Source organism: Tardiphaga sp. 813_E8_N1_3, assembly GCF_051811025.1.
Classification (GTDB): Bacteria; Pseudomonadota; Alphaproteobacteria; order Rhizobiales; family Xanthobacteraceae; genus Tardiphaga.
Genome location: NZ_JBPWQE010000001.1, coordinates 128,653 through 144,779 on the forward strand (window position 1 = coordinate 128,653; position 16,127 = coordinate 144,779).

Sequence of the window (16,127 nt, forward strand, 5' to 3'; positions counted from 1 at the left end):
CGAGATAAGGATTTTCCATGACCTTCGTATCGCCCGCTCTTAAGCCGGGCCTGCGCCCGGGCCGCACCCTGGCTGCCCTGACTGGCGCCGTTGCGGTAGCCTTCCTGACCAGTTTCCCGGTTTACGCGCAGGACGCCAATCCGGTCCTCGCCAAGGTCAACGGCCAGGAAATCCGCCAGAGCGACGTCACCATTGCTGAGGAAGAACTCGGCCCGAGCCTTGCCCAGATGGATCCCGCGACCCGGAAGGACAATGTGTTGTCGTTCCTTATCGATATGAAGATCGTCGCCAAGGCGGCCGAGGACAAGAAGATCGCCGACCGCGACGACTTCAAGTCCAAGCTGGCCTTCGCCCGTAATCGTCTGCTGATGGACAACCTGCTGGCCGTCGAGGGCAAGGAAGCCCTGACCGACGACAACATGAAGAAGGTCTATGAGGACGCGGCCAAGCAGATCACCGGCGAAGCCGAAGTCCATGCCCGCCACATCCTGGTGGAGAGCGAGGCCGAGGCCAGGACGGTTGCCGACGAGCTGAAGAAGGGCGCCGATTTCGCCGAGCTCGCCAAGAAGAAGTCGAAGGATCCGGGCGCAGCCGACGGCGGCGATCTCGGTTTCTTCACCAAAGACCAGATGGTGCCGGAATTCTCCGCCGTTGCCTTCGCGCTGGAGTCGGGCAAGATTTCGGACCCGGTGAAGTCGCAGTTCGGCTGGCACATCATCAAGGTCGAGGAAAAGCGCAACCGCAAGGCGCCGGAATTCGAGCAGGTGAAGCCGCAGATCGAGCAGTACGTGGTGCGCAAGGCGCAGGCCGACTACGTCACGAAGCTGCGTGAAGGTGCCAAGGTCGAGCGACTGGATCAGGCTGCTGCGAAGCCCGCGGACGCTGCTCCGGCAGCACCCGCCGCCAAAGACGCGCCGAAGCCGGCCGACAGCAAGATGGCCCCGGCCAAGAAGTAATTCGGGAATTGAAAAGCCCGCCCTCTTTCGAGAGGGCGGGCTTTTTGCTGCCTGCAATACATACGCCGTCATGGCCGGGCTTGGCAGACAATCCCCGGCCTAGCCGCAACGCTTATGCTGGCACTTTCACCCGATAGCGCGGCGCCGGCTTCGAATGACCAAACTTCGCCGATAGCGCGCGACGATCCGCCTCAAATCTGGTCCAGTCCTCGCCATTCTGCAGGCCGGGAATGGTAATGAGTTCGCCCTGGTCGAGACCGGCTAGCGCAGCATCCACCATGTCGTTCACATGCATCACGATGGCCTGGTCCATGTTCTGGTGCGGGAAGCCCGCGATATCCCAGAACTCGGTGGCCGTGGCTCCGGGCAACACGGCCTGCACGCGGATGCCCTTATCGGCCAACTCATGCACCAGCGAATGGCTGAAGCTGAGCACATAGGCTTTGCTGGCTCCATACACGCCGTTGAGGATTTCGACGCCGACGCCGACGATCGACGAGATATTGATGATCGTGCCATTGTTGCGCGCAACGAAGCCGGGCACAGCGGCGTAAGTCAGCCGTGTCAGCGCGGTGACGTTCAGCGTGATCATGTCTTCCATTTTGTCGACGTCGGCATTGAGCAACGGTGCCACCGCGCCGACGCCAGCATTGTTGACCAGCATCGTGATGCTCTTGTCGTCGCGCAGTACAGCTTCGACCTTGGCGAGATCGGCCTTGTCGCCGAGGTCGGCGGCGAGCGTGCGGATCGATCGCCCGGTTTCGCCGGTCAGTCGCTTGGCCAAAGCTGCCAGGCGGTCCCGGTTCCGTGCCACCAGAATGAGATCATAGCCGCGCTTGGCCAGCCGATCCGCATAGACGGCGCCAATGCCCGTCGAAGCGCCCGTAATCAGTGCCGTGCCCTGATGTGAAACAGTCATTGTCGTTCTCCTGAATGTTCTCGGCCGCAGCGGCCGTGTCAGGAAACCTAGTCTTGCGTAGCAATGTCTCAAATGTCATATAAGCGGCGTTTTAGGACGCATTGTCCTGCGGGAGCGAGCACATGCAGCGCGTCGGTTTGGTTGTATCGCCCGGCTGTTCGCCGATCAGCTTTGCGGCACTGTCGGTGTTCGAACTGGCCAACGTCTTCATCGATCCGCCGCCCTATGACCTGCGCATTCTGTCGGAGAAGGGCGGTGCGGTCGGCATGTCGCTGGGCATGAGTGTGACCACCGAAGCATTCGATGACGCGGCCTACGATACGCTGATCGTCGGCGGCGGACTCACGGTCGAGACGCCGCCTCCCGGATTGGTCGACTTCATGCGAGAGGCGCCGGAACGCGCGCGTCGGGTTGCCGCGATTTGCGTCGGGGCCTTCGTGCTCGCCGAAGCGAGTGTGCTCGATGGTCGGCGGGCCACCACGCACTGGGCCTATGCCCGCGACATGCAGAAACAGTATCCGAAAGTGAAGGTCGAGGAGGATCGCATCTTCATCTGCGACGATGCGGTGTGGACCTCTGCCGGCATGACAGCGGGCATCGATTTGGCGCTCGCTCTGGTCGAAGCCGATCTCGGCACTGATATGGCGCGCAACATTGCACGCAAAATGGTGATGTATCATCGCCGTGCGGGCGGTCAGTCGCAGTTCTCGGCGTTGCTTGAACTGTCGCCAAAATCGGATCGCATCCAGAATGCACTCGCATTTGCCCGGGATAATCTGCAGAAGCCGCTAACGGTGAATGATCTCGCCGATGCCGCCAGTCTCAGCCCGCGCCAGTTCAGCCGCGCCTTTCATGCCGAGACCGGCCAATCACCCGCCAAGGCGATCGAGCACCTGCGATTGGAGGCCGCGCGGCTGATGATGGAACAGAGCCGGCATCCGATCGATACCGTCGCGCAGCAGACCGGGTTTGCCGATCGTGACCGCATGCGCCGCGCGTTTCTACGCGCCTACGGGCAGCCGCCGCAGGTGATCCGCCGCAATGCGCGATCGCCAATGGATGCGTGAGATAAGTGCCTATCAGCCGATCTTGCGGCCGATATCCAGAAACTTCTGACGGCGCTGTTGGCGGATGGTGGCCGCATCCATGCCGCGCATGTCGTTGAAGGCCTGGGCGATGGCGTCGCCGGTGGTGGCGATCATGGCGGCGGGGTCGCGGTGGGCGCCGCCGGGCGGCTCTTTGAGAATGGAATCGATCACGCCGAAACGCAGCAGATCCTGCGCGGTGATCTTCATGTTGGTCGCGGCTTCCTGTGCTTTCGAGCTGTCGCGCCACAGGATCGACGATGCGGCTTCCGGCGAGATCACGCTGTAGATCGCGTGCTCCAGCATCAGCACCTTGTTGGCGGTGGCAATCGCGATCGCGCCGCCCGAGCCGCCTTCGCCGATGATCACGGCGACATTGGCGACGCCTAGGCCCAAACAGGCATCGGTCGAGCGCGCAATGGCTTCAGCTTGGCCGCGCTCTTCGGCGCCGATGCCCGGATAGGCGCCGGCGGTGTCGACCAGCGACAGCACGGGAATGTTGAAACGGTCGGCCATCTCCATCAAGCGCACCGCCTTGCGGTAGCCCTCGGGGCGGGCCATGCCGAAATTATGCTTGAGCCGGCTTTCGGTGGTGTTGCCCTTTTCCTGGCCGAGCACGCAGACGCTCTCGCCGCGGAAACGGCCGAAGCCGGCCACCAGCGCTTCGTCTTCGCCGAACTTGCGATCGCCGGCGAGCGGCGTGAATTCGGTGATCAGCGCTTCCACGTAATTCATGCAATGCGGGCGCTGCGGATGCCGCGCGACCTGGGTCTTCTGCCACGGCGTCAGGTTCGCATAGAGCTCGTGCAGCGCCGCGACGGCCTTGTCCTCGATGCGCACGATCTCTTCGCCGATGTCGCTGCCGCTGGCAGCCAGCGTGCGCAATTCATCGATCTTGGAATCAAGCTCGGCGACGGGCTTTTCGAAGTCGAGATAGCTGCGCATGGGTTCGGACATTCACTGGATATGGGGAGGACGGTCGGCGGGCGAAACTGCCGGTGCAGGCTTTTCAAGTCAATCGGGGCTGCAAGTCAAGCCGCGACGGCGTCATTTACTCTGAAAAATCAAAGAGATGTTTCAACGTTGAAATGCCTTTTTATGACACTTCCATCGCTGTGTTGCGCTTGCGGCGATGCCACCACCAGATCGCGGCGCCGGCCAGCACGGCCGTCACGATCGCCGCCTGAATCCAGTAGTGCTTGGCCTGGCCCTCGAGGCCGGCAATGCCGCCATAGCGGTCCAGGACCGACACCGCGAGCACGCCGGGCAGCACATGCGCCGGCGCCCAGAGCAATGCTGCGGGGATGTTTACGGCATAGAATTTCGCCGGCGCGGTCCCCAGCGCGCCGGCCGTGACTGGCACGAAAGCGCGGATCGGCGGCACGAAGCGGCCGAGAAAGACGGCCAGCGTCCCGAAGCGGTGGAAGAAGGCCTCGCTCTGCGCCACGACGCCCGGATAATTCGATAGCGGCCACGCATCGAGCAGTTGCCGTTGCCGGACATGACCGATCCAGAAGGCGCCGCCGTCGCCGAGCACGGCGCCCGCCACGGCGGCCACCAGCACCGCCACCAGATCGAGGTCGCCTGCCGGGATCAGGGCACTCAGCGCCAGAATAATGGTGGTGCCGGGAATGAAAGTGCCAAGCACGGGCACCGCCTCCAGCAAGGCGGCGAGGAAGACAGTGAGGTAACCCAGCCAGCCATGCGCGGCGACAAAATGGGTCAGGGAATCAATGAAGGACGTCACGAATATCCGATCCGGCGCTAGGCGCCTCAGCCAACGGTAACCCCAATATACGGATCAAATTGCGCGCCGCCCGGATTGATCCCCTAATAGTCATGCAAATTCATCGGCATCCCAGCCGCGCCCGATTCGCAGGGCAGGCTTTCAAAAACCGTCATCACAACCTATCTCGATGATAACATTCGGGAACTTTGATAGCTCCGTGGGCTTTGTCCAGCCGCGGCTCTCTGCTACGTTCCACAAAGCACCCCATCCGCAGCCGTAACTAGACTGGTTTCGGGATATCCGGGACCACGGAGGATTGATGACCGCCGCCTCGACCAAACTGCAAGAAAAGACCGACGCGTTGACTGGCATTCCCGACAAGATGGTGTCGGTGCGTAAGCTATTTGGCATCGATTCCGATCTCGAAGTGCCTGCCTTCTCCGAATCCGACCCGCATGTGCCGGATACCGATCCCGATTACCGGTTCGATCGCGCCACCACGCTGGCCATTCTCGCCGGCTTCTCGCGCAACCGCCGCGTGATGGTGACGGGCTTTCACGGCACCGGCAAATCGACCCATATCGAACAGGTCGCCGCGCGCCTCAACTGGCCCTGCGTGCGCGTCAACCTCGACAGCCACATCAGCCGTATCGACCTCGTCGGCAAGGACTCCATCGTGGTCCGCGACGGCAAGCAGGTCACCGAATTCCGCGACGGTATTCTGCCTTGGGCGCTGCAGCATAATGTCGCGCTGGTGTTCGACGAATACGACGCCGGCCGCCCGGACGTGATGTTCGTGATCCAGCGCGTGCTGGAAGTCTCCGGCCGCCTGACGCTGCTGGACCAGAACAAGGTGATCAAGCCGCATCCGGCGTTCCGTCTGTTCTCGACAGCGAACACCATCGGTCTCGGCGATACGTCGGGCCTCTATCACGGCACCCAGCAGATCAACCAGGGCCAGATGGACCGCTGGTCGATCGTCACCACGCTGAACTATCTGGCGCATGACGAGGAAGTGCAGATCGTGCTGGCCAAGGCCAAGCACTATCAGAACGCCGAGGGCCGCGACATCGTCAACAAGATGGTGCGCCTCGCCGATCTCACGCGCAACGCTTTCGCCAATGGCGATCTGTCGACGGTGATGAGCCCGCGTACGGTGATCACCTGGGCCGAGAACGCCGACATCTTCAACGATATCGGCTTCGCCTTCCGCGTGACCTTCCTGAACAAGTGCGACGAACTCGAGCGTCCGCTGGTCGCCGAATTCTATCAGCGCTGCTTCAATGCAGAGCTGCCGGAAAGCTCGGTCAACGTGGCGCTGAGCTGATGTAATGGCGAAGGTCACCGTGGAGCGCACGATTGGAGAAACCAAGCGCGCGGTTCAAGGTGGCCTGTTTCGCTACAATGTCGAGAAGATGGAGAAGCAGAAGTACAAGAGCTTCGCCATCTCGTTGCGCGACAAGAAAAAAGAGATCGTCGGCGGCATTGTTGGCGAAGTCTGGATGACCGTGCTGTTCATCCAGTTCTTCTGGATCGATCAGCGGTTTCGCGGCAAGGGTCATGGCAAGGCGCTGATCGAAGCGATCGAGGATCAAGCGCGAAACTTCGGCGCGGTGCGTGCCTATGTTGATACGATGAGTTTTCAGGCGCCAGACTTCTATCGCGCCTGTGACTATGAAGCTTTAGGCACCATCGATGGTTATCCAGGCGGCGTGACGCGCCACTGGTTTACCAAGGCGCTGTAGGGACTGGCGATGAGCACGACGACGACCAATAAATTCCGCCCCGGAGCCAAGGAAGCGCCGACCGAGCCGTTCAAGCGCGCGGTGACGTCGTGTTTGCGCGCGATCGCCAAGGCGCCCGAACTTGAAGTGACCTTCGCGGCCGAGCGTCCTGGCCTGTCGCCGGGCAAGGCCCGTCTTCCTGAACCCGCGCGGAAAATGAGCAAGCGCGACGCCGCCATCGTGCGCGGCCACGCGGATTCGATCGCGCTCAAGCTTGCCTGTCACGATCCCAAGGTTCATCGCAAGCTGATGCCGGGCAATCCACAGGCGCGCGGCGTGTTCGAAGCCGTCGAGCAGGCCCGTGTGGAAGCGCTCGGCTCGCGCCGCATGGCCGGCGTGGCCAAGAACCTCACCGCGATGCTTGACGATCATTTCCATCGCGGCAAGTTCGACGAGATCACCGACCGCGCCGATGCACCGCTGGCCGATGCGCTGGCGATGCTGGTGCGTGAGCGCCTCACCGGCCTCGCGCCGCCGGCCGCTGCGAAGAAAATGGTCGACCTCTGGCGGCCGGTTCTCGAAGACAAGATCAGCGGTCGCCTCGACCAGCTCGATCAGTTCGCGGAGAACCAGGCCAAGTTCGGCGATGCCGTGCATGACCTGTTGTCGGCGCTGGAGCTCGGCGATGACCGCAATGCCGAGGCGGACGACGAGGAGAGCGAGGACGACGAGCGCCAGGGCGAGAACGATCAGGCCGGCGCCGAAGGCTCGCCGGAGAGCGACGCCTCGCAGGAAATGAGCGCCGATCAGGCGCAGCAGTCGTCCGAGGAAATGTCTGACAGTTCGATGGAGAGCGCGCAAGCCTCCGCCTCGGATACGTTCGACGAAGACGGCGAGATGGGCGACGACGAGACGCCTGGCGAAGCCACGCGCCCGAATTCGCGCGGTCAGAACGAACGCCTCGGTCCGGAATATCATGCCTTCGCGCCAAAATTCGACGAAGTCATTGCGGCCGAAGATCTCTGCGATCACGACGAACTCGAGCGGTTGCGCAGCTATCTCGACAAGCAGCTCGCGCATCTGCAGGGCGTCGTTGCGCGCCTTGCCAACCGGCTTCAGCGTAAACTCATGGCGCAGCAGAACCGCGCTTGGGATTTCGACCTCGAGGAAGGCATCCTCGATCCCGCGCGTCTGTCGCGTGTGGTCACCGATCCGTTCTCGCCGCTGTCCTTCATGCATGAGAAGGAAGCGACCTTCCGCGATACGGTCGTGACGCTGCTGCTGGATAATTCCGGCTCCATGCGCGGTCGCCCGATCACCGTCGCTGCGACCTGCGCCGATATTCTGGCGCGGACGCTGGAGCGCTGCGGCGTCAAGGTCGAGATTCTCGGCTTCACGACGCGCGCCTGGAAGGGCGGGCAGTCGCGCGAGGCGTGGCTCGGCGCCGGCAAGCCGGCCAATCCCGGCCGCCTCAACGATCTCCGCCACATCATCTACAAGTCGGCGGATGCGCCGTGGCGTCGGGCGCGCAAGAATCTCGGCCTGATGATGCGCGAAGGTCTGCTCAAGGAGAACATCGACGGTGAGGCGCTCGACTGGGCGCACAAGCGCCTGCTCGGTCGCCCCGAGCAGCGCAAGATCCTGATGATGATCTCCGACGGCGCGCCGGTGGATGACAGCACGTTGTCGGTCAATCCCGGCAACTATCTGGAGCGCCATCTGCGCTACATCATCGAAGAGATCGAGACCCGCTCGCCGGTCGAACTGATCGCCATCGGTATCGGCCATGACGTGACGCGCTACTATCGCCGGGCCGTGACCATCGTCGACGCCGAAGAACTCGGCGGCGCCATCACCGAGAAGCTGGCGGAATTGTTCAGCGAAACGGCAGGGCCGGCACCGACCCATGGTCGGCGACGCAGAACGCATTAGGCTTTACAGGATGGGTTTTGCTTTGCTCTACCCATCCTCCGGGGCCGTCGCTTGACCGCTCATCTCACCCGTCGGCATTTTCTTGCAGTCGCGGCTTCGGCAGCCGCGCTGCCGTCGCTTGCCCGTGCGCAGGCCGTGCCGGTGCCGGCAACGCCATCGGCCCGCGCGCCGGTGTCGATCGAGATCGAAGCGCGACCAATTCCGGCTTTCGATACGCGTGATCGCGCACATACAAGGTTCGGGTCGCTGCAATATCGCAGCGGATTGGTCCTGACGTCGCGATACAAGGACTTCGGCGGTATCTCCGGTCTTCGTCTGGATGACAAGGGTGAGGGTTTCATCGCCATCAGCGACAAGGGCAACTGGTTCACCGGCAAGATCGCCTATAGCGGCGATGCCATGGTCGGCATAGTCGATGTCGAGGCGGCGCCGATGCTGGGCGCCGACGGCAGGCCGATCACCGCGCGGGGCTGGTACGATACCGAGTCCATCGCGGTGGATGGGCCGACGGTCTATATCGGCCTCGAACGCGTGCATCAGATCTTGAAATTCGACTTCGGCCGCGATGGTGTGCGCGCCCGGGGTGAGCCGATCCCGCAGCCGCCGGGCATGCGCAAGCTGCCCAACAATGGCAGTCTCGAAGCGCTGGTGATGGTGCGCAAGGACAGGTTCAAGTCTTCGCCGCTGGCCGGCATGCTGCTGGCGATCTCGGAGCGCGGGCTCGACAGCGCCGGCAATATCTCGGCCTGGATCATCGGCGGCAAGGCGCCGGCGACTTTCTCGGTTCGCCGCACCAAAAATTACGACATCAGCGATGCTGCGCTGCTGCCCTCCGGCGATCTGCTGCTGCTGGAACGCAAGTTCTCGCTGTTCGGCGACACCGGCGTCCGTATCCGCCGCGTTCCCCTCGCAGCGATCGTGCCGGATGCCGTCATCGACGGTCCCACCATCTTCGATGCGGATCTCGGCTATGAGATCGACAATTTCGAAGGGCTCGATGTCCATGTCACGCCGGAGGGCGACACGGTGCTGACACTGATCTCGGACGACAATTTCTCGATGCTGCAGCGAACCCTGCTGATGCAGTTCACGTTGGCGGATTAAACGGTCAGGCTGCCGCCTCGGCCTTGTTGGCCTGATGCGCGATCAACAGATCCCGCAATTCTGCTGCGGGTCTGGCGGGGCTGAACAGATAGCCCTGCATCTCGGTGCAGCCGAGCGCGCGCAGCAGCTCCTTCTGCCGGAGCGTTTCGACGCCTTCGGCCGTTGTCGTCATGTTGCGCGAACTGGCGATATTGACCACGGCCTGCACGATTGAGGACGACCCCTGTGCATCGGCGATATCGGTCACGAAACAACGATCGATCTTGATCTTGTCGAACGGGAAGCGCTGCAGATAGCTCAGGCTCGAATAGCCGGTGCCGAAATCGTCCAGCGCAATGCGCACGCCGATCTCGCGCAGCCCGTGCAGGATTTCCAGTGCGGTCTCGTCGTCGCGGATCAGCACGGCCTCGGTAATTTCGAGCTCGAGCCGACGCGCCGGCAGGCCGGAGGCGGCGAGGGCGGCGGTTACTTTCAGCGCCAGTGATGCGCAGCGGAACTGAACCGGCGAGACATTGACCGCCACCCGGATATCGTCGGGCCAGCTGGCAGCCTCGGCGCAAGCGGTGTTCATCACCCATTCGCCGAGTTCATTGATGATGCCGATATCTTCGGCGACCGGAATGAATTCGGCCGGCGAGATCATGCCGCGTTCGGGATGACGCCAGCGTAACAAAGCTTCGCAGCCCACGACGGTGTCGTCGCGCAGCGTCAGCAGCGGTTGATAATAGACTTCGAAACCGCCTTTGGCGAAGCCGCCATCACCGGCGGCGTGACGCAGTTCAAGCTCCAGCGAGCGACGGGCCTTCACCCGCGCATCCATTTCGGGCTCGAAGAAGCGGAACGTGCGACGGCCATCGGCCTTGGCGCCATACATCGCCAGATCCGCATTCTTCAGCAACGTATCGAGGTCTGCACCGTCGCGCGGCGCCAGCGCGATGCCGATCGACGCGTCGGTGAGCAGGCTGTGGCCGAGACAATCGAATGGCTGGCGGATCGCATCATAGATGCGGCCGACAAGGTCTGTGATGTCGGAATGGCTCTCGACGCCCGTCTGCACGATGGCGAATTCGTCGCCGCCGAGCCGGGCCACCACGTCGGAGCCGCGTACGCAGGCGCGCAGCCGTAGCGCAATGCCCTTGAGCAGTTCGTCGCCAACGGGATGGCCGAGCGAATCGTTGATGCCCTTGAATTCGTCGATGTCGATATAGAGCACAGCGCATTGCGCGCCGCGCGCGACGCGCTTCAATTCGTGTTCGAGTTCGTTGCGGAACAGCGTGCGGTTCGGTAGGTCCGTCAGTGCGTCGTAATGCGCCAGATGCGCGATCTTTTCTTCGGCATTGCGCCGCTCGGTGATGTCTTCGTGGGTCGCAACCCAGCCGCCATCGGCGACCGGCCGCGACGAGATCTGGATCGCGCGGCCATCCGCGGTTTGCATGACATTGATGCTCGAACGTCCGACGTCGCGCATCACCTCTGCGACATAGGCATCCACATCACCCCCAAACGAGCCGGTTTCCTTGCGATGCGCGATCACGTCACGGAACGGCCGGCCGGCTGTGATGACCTCGCGCGACAGCCCGTACATGTCGAGATAACGCTGGTTGCAGACCACCACGCGCGCCTGCGCATCGAACAGCAGCAGGCCCTGCGTCATGTTGTTGATGGCGGTGTCGAGGCGCATTTTCTCCAGCATCGTCTCCAGCTGCGCCGCACGGCTCTGCCGCTGGATGTGACGGATCATCAGATAAAGCAGGCCCGCCAGGATCAGGGCCGACAGCGTCGCGAGGGTCACGAGAAATTTGGTCTGGTCGCGCCAGTTGGCCAGCGTGCCGTCCACCGTCGTGGTTGCGACCAGCGCGATCGGAAAGTTCTGCAGCAGGCGGATCGAGCCAAGGCGATCGATATTGTCGATGGGGCTGATGGTGCGGATGGTCGCGGGCGCGTCGCTGAAGCGCAGGTGCTGCAGCAGCGGGCCGCTATTGAAAACCTTGCCGATCGACGAGGGCGTCTGCGGGTAGCGCGCCAGCAACGTGCCATTGCGGTGGAACATTGCGATGGTCCCGTTTTCGCCGAGCGAGACGGAGGCAAAGAATTTTTCGAATTGATGCGGTTCGACGCTACGCGTCACGATGCCGAAGAATTCGCCCTTGGGCCCTGTAATGCGACGTGCGAACAGCGTCTTCCACCGGCCGGTGATACGGCTCAGGACCGGCTGCACGATCTCGTCGTCCTGGCTGAAGCCCTGCGATTTGAGTTTCTGGAAATATTCACGGTCGGCAAGCGACAGATCCGGTCCGGGCCAGGCTCCTGTCCAGTTGACCAGACGGCCTTCGGCATCGAGAACGGTGATGTCGTTGGCGAATTCATCATCCACCTTCGACTTCAGCATCATGTGGGACTCGTAGCTCGACATGCTGCTGGCAAAGCTGTGGACCGACATCACGCCGTTGGCGAGAAGATGAGCCGTGAGGCTCTTCTGGATGCGGTGGAGATCCTGGAATTGCTGATCGAAATGCCGGCTGAGCAGCAGCACGGTGTTTTCAAGTTCGCGATTGGAGTTGTCGATTGTGCGCTGCCGGAAATTGTTCACGGTCATCGCCGTGCCGGCGGCAATGGTGATGATCAGCACGGCGCCAACGAGCACGAGCCAGCGCACCGGCGCGCGACGGGTCGTCGAGCGTCCATCGCCATGTTCGGCGGAGCCCGGCGCTGAAGCGCACACGTCGTTCGTCATTCGCCTCCCCACTGGCCGCATCAATTCCTACCCCTCGTGGATAGAAATACCCCGGCAAGGGTGGAAAACGCGTTAGGAAGTCAGGTGAACCGCGGGTTAATTACAACCGTACAAGTGGTATCTTGTTACGCGGCAAGGCTTTTTTGCTGCGGTGCGACCGGCCATGTCCGGTTGCGGCCATGCGCCTTGGCCGCATAGAGCGCACTGTCGGCATTGCTGATCAGGTCGTTCGACGTGTTCAGCGATGACGGCACCAGACAGGCTGCGCCGATGCTGACTGTGGTCGTGCCCATGCCGTCGCGCTCGAGATCGCCCACTTCGATGCGGATCCGTTCGCCAAGTTCGATGGCATCGAGAAGAGAGAGGCCCGGCAGGATCAGCGCGAATTCCTCGCCGCCATAGCGCGCGGCGCAATCGCTGGCACGTTGCGCATGCCGCGCGATGCTCCAGGCGATCCCGCACAGAACGAGGTCGCCGGCCTGATGGCCGAAATTGTCGTTGAACGCCTTGAAGTGGTCGGCGTCGATCATCAGCAGCGAGATCGGCGCGCGGGCGCGCTGGGCGCGCTGCCATTCCTTGTCCATCACCACGTCGAAATGACGTCGGTTGGCAAGACCAGTCAGGCCATCGGTCATCGCGAGGCGCGCCATCTTGTCTTCCATCTCGCCGCGCTTGCCCATCTCGCGCGCCAGGATCAGCATCAGCGCGCAGGCGATCAGGCCGAGCGCGCCCATAGCACCGCCGATCTGCAGCGCGTCCTTGCGCCACTGGCCGAAAATCATGTCGGTGGACCGCCCCACCATCACGATCAGCGGATGCGAGCCTTCACGCCAGACATAAAGACGCTGCACGCCGTCCACGGCGGAATTGCCGATAAAGGAGCCTGAGAAATAGGCCAGCGCTCTCTGTACGCCGGGGACCCGACTGAGATCGCGGCCGATGATCTCCATGTCGAACGGGGCGCGCATGATCAACACGCCGTCCTGCCTGACAACGGAAATCAGGTCGTTCGGCTCGAGCTGCAGGCGATCGGCGATCTCGTGGAAATACGTGTAGCGGATGAAGCCGGAGACGATGCCCAGAAAAGTCCCGTCGCGCGCGGCGATGCGACGGCTCAGCACGATACCGTAACTTCCCTGATGCAGCATCGGCTTGGAGATATAGAGGCCGAACAGCGGATCGCGCTTGTGGACCTTGAAGAATTCCTCATCGGCGAAATTCTGCTGCTTCGGATCCAGCGTCGATGAATCCAGCGTCACGTTGCCGGCAACGTCCGTGACCTGGATGGCGCCGAAGTGGCGCGCGGTGGCGGCATGGTCGAACAGGATCAGTTGCCGCATCGGTCGTGAAATCTCGACCAGCTCCGGCTCGGTCATGTTACCGACCACATTTCGTAGCGAGAGGTCGTAGAGTTCGATATTGCGAGCGATATCGGCATCGATGCTGGAAGCGAGATTGCCGAGCGTTTGTTGCGCCAGCTTCTCGTCGCCGCGCCGCATGCTGAGCAGCACGCTGCCGCAGATCGCGGTGAATCCGATAACGACGATCGCCGCGGCGGCCAGCAGCCAGCGCGGGGAAATCCGGCGGGTCGTCTCGGATGCGTTACGGGCCAGCATTGGCTTTCGTCGATCAAAAGAACTGCGTTTCAATCACCGAGCCATAGCATCACAACCGGTAATTCTTTGACAGCTACGCGGTGATCAACAGTTTCGTTTCGCCGTTTTGCGACGGGCGGTTAACGGGATGTGAATAAAATTCGCAATGTTTGGCCACGAATGCGCAAAAAGAAACATGGGCGTGCCGTGCAGGCACGCCCACAATGTCAGTGGGAACCTGGAAAGCCGGTTCCCTGCCGTCACCGCATGGCGCCAGCCACCACGATGTCGCGGCCGGAACGATCAGCGTTGTCGTCGCAGGTCAGCGCCACGGCGATATCGGCGATACTGTCGGGCGCGTGGTTGCGCGCAGCGGGCAAAGCGATGAACTGCCGGTTGCGCACGCTGCCGTCGAGCACATCGATGGCGGCGGGTTCCTCCGGGCCGAGCATGCCGGGCGCGATGGTGCTGACGCGGACATTGCGCGTGCCATAGGCGCGCGACAATCCGCGCGTCATGGCATCGATGGCGGCGTCCGCGCCGGGATCCGGCATTGAGGCGGGCGCTGTCGGAATGCCATCGAGGGCGGTGAGATTGACGATGCTGCCGCCGCCTGAGCCGAACATCCGCACCGCCTCCTGGCACAGCAGCATGGCGCCGAACACCTTGAGTTCGCGCACCTCGCGCTGGTCGTCATCCGGGAGAGCGTCCTGCAGTTCGCTCCGCGCGAAGCCGCCGTTATTGACGAGAATATCGAGCCGGCCGAAGGTCGCCGCGATTTCCTCATACAGCCGCCGCACGTCCGGCCAGCGCGCGATGTCGCCCTGCACGGCGATGGCGCGGCCGCCGCGCCAGACGATTTCGGCGACGACGCGCGCCGCGCCGCGGGGATCATTCGCGTGATGCACGATCACCGCCGCGCCTTCTGCGCCGAAGCGCCGTGCAATGCCCGCGCCGATGCCGTCCGCGGCGCCGGTCACGAGCGCAACTTTTCCTGCCAGTCTTGTCATGGCATGTCCTTGGATCTGGATGATGTCTGTCTTGATCGTCTGTCGTGTGCGTAAGGTCGCGTGTCGGAATCGATCCGGGCGGGATCGCGCTCCCTTACTCTGGGAGCGCAAGGCGGGGATGACGACCCGATTGCCGCGAACTTGGTGCCATATGCCCTGGCAGATCCGAGGCCCGCGGGCGGCTCGCCGATCTGCTCTGCGGCTGGTGCTGTTATCGCAAACGCAACCGCGTCGGCGTTAGCGCGATCCTGCATCTGTTTTGCACGATCCTGCAAAAGTGATCCCGCAGCCATTTCCCCGCCACGGCACTGCACCTAGATACACCTCGGGATAAAAGGCCTGCCGCCTGAGGGGTTTGCGTGTGACCGAGACGATTCGTGAGATTGCCGACATCATTGCCCGTTACGCCGCCAGCGGCAGCGATTATGCCGCGGGCATGAAGAGCCTGTATCTGAAGCGGCAGGCCGAGCCGACCCAGCTCGTGCATAGCGCGCAGTGGCCGTGTTTCGGCCTCGTGGTGCAGGGCGCCAAGCGGCTGCAACTGGGCACCGAGACCTATACTTATGCCGCCGGCGATTATGTGCTGGTGTCGCTCGACCTGCCGATGTCGTCCTGCATCGTCGAGGCCTCCGAGGCGGAGCCGCATCTCGGCATGGGTCTCGCCATCGATCCGCAGCATCTGAAGGACGTGCTCGGCCGTTTCGGCCAGGGGTTGGCTGACAAATCTGCCGATGGCCATGCGCATCCGCAGCTCCCCGAGCGCGGCGTCGTCGTCGCCAAGGCCTCCGCCGATCTGCTCGACGCCACGCTGCGGCTGCTGCGCCTGCTCGACCGGCCGCAGGACATTCCCGTGATGGCGCCGCTCCTGGAGCAGGAAGTGCTGTATCGCCTGCTCGTCGGCCCTTACGGCGCGCGGCTGCGGCAGATCGCGCTGGCCGAGAGCCCGAGCAACAAGGTCGCCAAGGCCATTTCCTGGCTGCGCAGCAACTATGCCAGCCCGCTCCGCATCGAGGATCTCGCCGATCGCGTCGGCATGAGCGAGTCCTCGCTGCATCACAATTTCAAGACCGTCACCGCGATGACGCCGATGCAGTATCAGAAGCAGCTAAGACTGCACGAGGCGCGCCGCCTGATGCTGGTCGAGCGGCTCGATGTCGGCAGCGCCGGATACGCGGTCGGCTATCAGAGCCCGTCGCAATTCTCCCGCGAATATGCCCGGCTCTACGGCCAGCCCCCGATCCGCGATGTCGGCAGCGCGCGCGGCCCGGTACTCGGAGGCGAGGCCCGCGTCGCGGGGTAGCTCTTTCTCCCCTCTCCCCCAGGCGAAGCGAAGCTTCGC

At 62.9% G+C, this 16,127-nt stretch carries 13 protein-coding genes; 7 read left to right on the plus strand and 6 right to left on the minus strand.

What is annotated here, in order from left to right:
• Positions 1-17 precede the first annotated feature (17 nt).
• A complete protein-coding gene (locus tag AB8A33_RS00600) occupies positions 18-956 on the plus strand; it encodes a peptidylprolyl isomerase (protein WP_439090991.1) in 939 nt (312 codons plus the stop codon).
• A 112-nt stretch (positions 957-1,068) separates the two neighbouring features.
• On the opposite strand, the gene AB8A33_RS00605 is transcribed toward AB8A33_RS00600, so the two are convergent.
• Positions 1,069-1,875, minus strand: a complete 807-nt coding sequence (locus AB8A33_RS00605) for an SDR family NAD(P)-dependent oxidoreductase (protein WP_439090992.1) — start codon at positions 1,873-1,875, stop codon at positions 1,069-1,071.
• A 122-nt stretch (positions 1,876-1,997) separates the two neighbouring features.
• Here AB8A33_RS00605 and AB8A33_RS00610 point away from each other — a divergent pair, with 122 nt between their 5' ends.
• Entirely contained in the window at positions 1,998-2,942 is a 945-nt protein-coding gene (locus AB8A33_RS00610; protein WP_439090993.1) for a GlxA family transcriptional regulator, read from the plus strand.
• Positions 2,943-2,954: 12 nt separating this feature from the next.
• Here AB8A33_RS00610 and AB8A33_RS00615 read toward each other — a convergent pair whose 3' ends face one another.
• Together AB8A33_RS00615 and AB8A33_RS00620 are read right to left on the minus strand one after the other, a co-directional pair.
• Positions 2,955-3,917, minus strand: a complete 963-nt coding sequence (locus AB8A33_RS00615; RefSeq protein ID WP_439090994.1) for an acetyl-CoA carboxylase carboxyltransferase subunit alpha — start codon at positions 3,915-3,917, stop codon at positions 2,955-2,957.
• Between the two features lie 139 nt (positions 3,918-4,056).
• On the minus strand, positions 4,057-4,707 hold the full coding sequence (locus AB8A33_RS00620; protein ID WP_439090995.1) for a DedA family protein: 651 nt from the start codon (positions 4,705-4,707) through the stop codon (positions 4,057-4,059).
• A 301-nt stretch (positions 4,708-5,008) separates the two neighbouring features.
• Here AB8A33_RS00620 and cobS point away from each other — a divergent pair, with 301 nt between their 5' ends.
• Genes cobS through AB8A33_RS00640 form a run of 4 tightly spaced genes read left to right on the plus strand, consistent with a single transcriptional unit; the run spans position 5,009 to position 9,449 of the window.
• Positions 5,009-6,016, plus strand: a complete 1,008-nt coding sequence (cobS, locus tag AB8A33_RS00625; RefSeq protein ID WP_439090996.1) for a cobaltochelatase subunit CobS — start codon at positions 5,009-5,011, stop codon at positions 6,014-6,016.
• 4 nt (positions 6,017-6,020) lie between these two features.
• Positions 6,021-6,434 carry a GNAT family N-acetyltransferase gene (locus AB8A33_RS00630; protein WP_439090997.1) on the plus strand — a complete coding sequence of 138 codons (414 nt, stop codon included), beginning with the start codon at positions 6,021-6,023 and terminating at the stop codon, positions 6,432-6,434.
• Positions 6,435-6,443: 9 nt separating this feature from the next.
• Positions 6,444-8,345 (plus strand): cobaltochelatase subunit CobT, encoded by a 1,902-nt coding sequence (cobT, locus tag AB8A33_RS00635; RefSeq protein ID WP_439090998.1) that lies wholly within the window; start codon positions 6,444-6,446, stop codon positions 8,343-8,345.
• A 51-nt stretch (positions 8,346-8,396) separates the two neighbouring features.
• The gene (locus AB8A33_RS00640) at positions 8,397-9,449 is read left to right on the plus strand and encodes an esterase-like activity of phytase family protein (protein ID WP_439090999.1); all 1,053 of its coding nucleotides are present in this window, start codon (positions 8,397-8,399) and stop codon (positions 9,447-9,449) included.
• Between the two features lie 4 nt (positions 9,450-9,453).
• Here AB8A33_RS00640 and AB8A33_RS00645 read toward each other — a convergent pair whose 3' ends face one another.
• The 3 genes from AB8A33_RS00645 to AB8A33_RS00655 all read right to left on the minus strand — a co-directional run bounded on the left by AB8A33_RS00645 (position 9,454) and on the right by AB8A33_RS00655 (position 14,788).
• Positions 9,454-12,183, minus strand: coding sequence for a bifunctional diguanylate cyclase/phosphodiesterase (locus tag AB8A33_RS00645; protein WP_439091000.1), 2,730 nt, complete (start codon positions 12,181-12,183; stop codon positions 9,454-9,456).
• A gap of 125 nt (positions 12,184-12,308) precedes the next feature.
• Positions 12,309-13,799: a diguanylate cyclase gene (locus AB8A33_RS00650; RefSeq protein ID WP_439091001.1), complete on the minus strand. Its 1,491-nt coding sequence runs from the start codon at positions 13,797-13,799 to the stop codon at positions 12,309-12,311.
• A gap of 239 nt (positions 13,800-14,038) precedes the next feature.
• Positions 14,039-14,788 carry an SDR family NAD(P)-dependent oxidoreductase gene (locus tag AB8A33_RS00655; protein ID WP_439091002.1) on the minus strand — a complete coding sequence of 250 codons (750 nt, stop codon included), beginning with the start codon at positions 14,786-14,788 and terminating at the stop codon, positions 14,039-14,041.
• A 361-nt stretch (positions 14,789-15,149) separates the two neighbouring features.
• Here AB8A33_RS00655 and AB8A33_RS00660 point away from each other — a divergent pair, with 361 nt between their 5' ends.
• A complete protein-coding gene (locus tag AB8A33_RS00660; protein WP_439091003.1) occupies positions 15,150-16,088 on the plus strand; it encodes an AraC family transcriptional regulator in 939 nt (312 codons plus the stop codon).
• Positions 16,089-16,127 lie beyond the last annotated feature (39 nt).